1 protein-coding gene is annotated in these 783 nt (G+C 64.6%); it reads right to left on the reverse strand.

The features are described from left to right. Positions 1-300: 300 nt before the first annotated feature. On the reverse strand, positions 301-783 hold a 483-nt coding region (locus AC5E6L_RS10465; RefSeq protein WP_491773110.1), incomplete at its 5' end, for an EAL domain-containing protein.

A 783-nucleotide genomic window follows, 5' to 3' on the forward strand; every position in this document is an offset into this window, starting at 1 on the left:
GCCGGCCCTGACGGCGGGCACATGGTCGCCGTCTTCGATCGCCTCGCTCCGGGGCAGGCCCATCGGGCCGTCCCAGGTCTCGATTGCCGGATTGATCGTGCCGGTATCGCTCATCGGGGTCGCCCTTCATCGCAAACGTCGTCGCAAGGGGACGTAGGCGATGCCGGCATGTCCGCCAAGGGGCGGACGGTCGATTTGTCCGCAGGTTCGAGCCGGGGCCGCGACCGCTCGCGGTGGCGCATGCGATGACGGTAGGTCGACATCATTGCCGCTCCGTAAACGGACCGGCGGCGGCCGGCGTCAGCCCACAGACCGTTGCGCCTGGTTCGCGCCGTCGCAGATCGGGATGACGGTTGCCGTTTCGATGAAGTTGTGCAGCATCATCGTGGCGACCGCTTCATCGCGGACCGGCGGCGAGAAGTAGTAGCCCTGGAGCTGATCGCAGGCGATCTGCTGGAGGAATGCGAGCTGCTCGGCGGTCTCCACGCCCTCGGCGGTAATCTTCATGCCGAGATTTTCGGCCAGCGATGCGATCGCCATCAGGATCGCCTCGGCGCTCGGACCGTGGCCGATGTCCGACACGAAGGAGCGGTCGATCTTGAGCCGGTCGAACGGATATTTGAGCAGATAGGACAGGCTCGAATAGCCGGTGCCGAAATCGTCCATGACGACCGAGCAGCCCAGTTGCTTGAGTGCCGCCAGACGCGCGATGACATCCTCTGAATCCTCGATCAGAAGGCTTTCGGTGATTTCGATCTCAAGGCGGGTCCCGGCCAGCCCTGT

Source organism: Roseitalea sp., assembly GCF_984466335.1.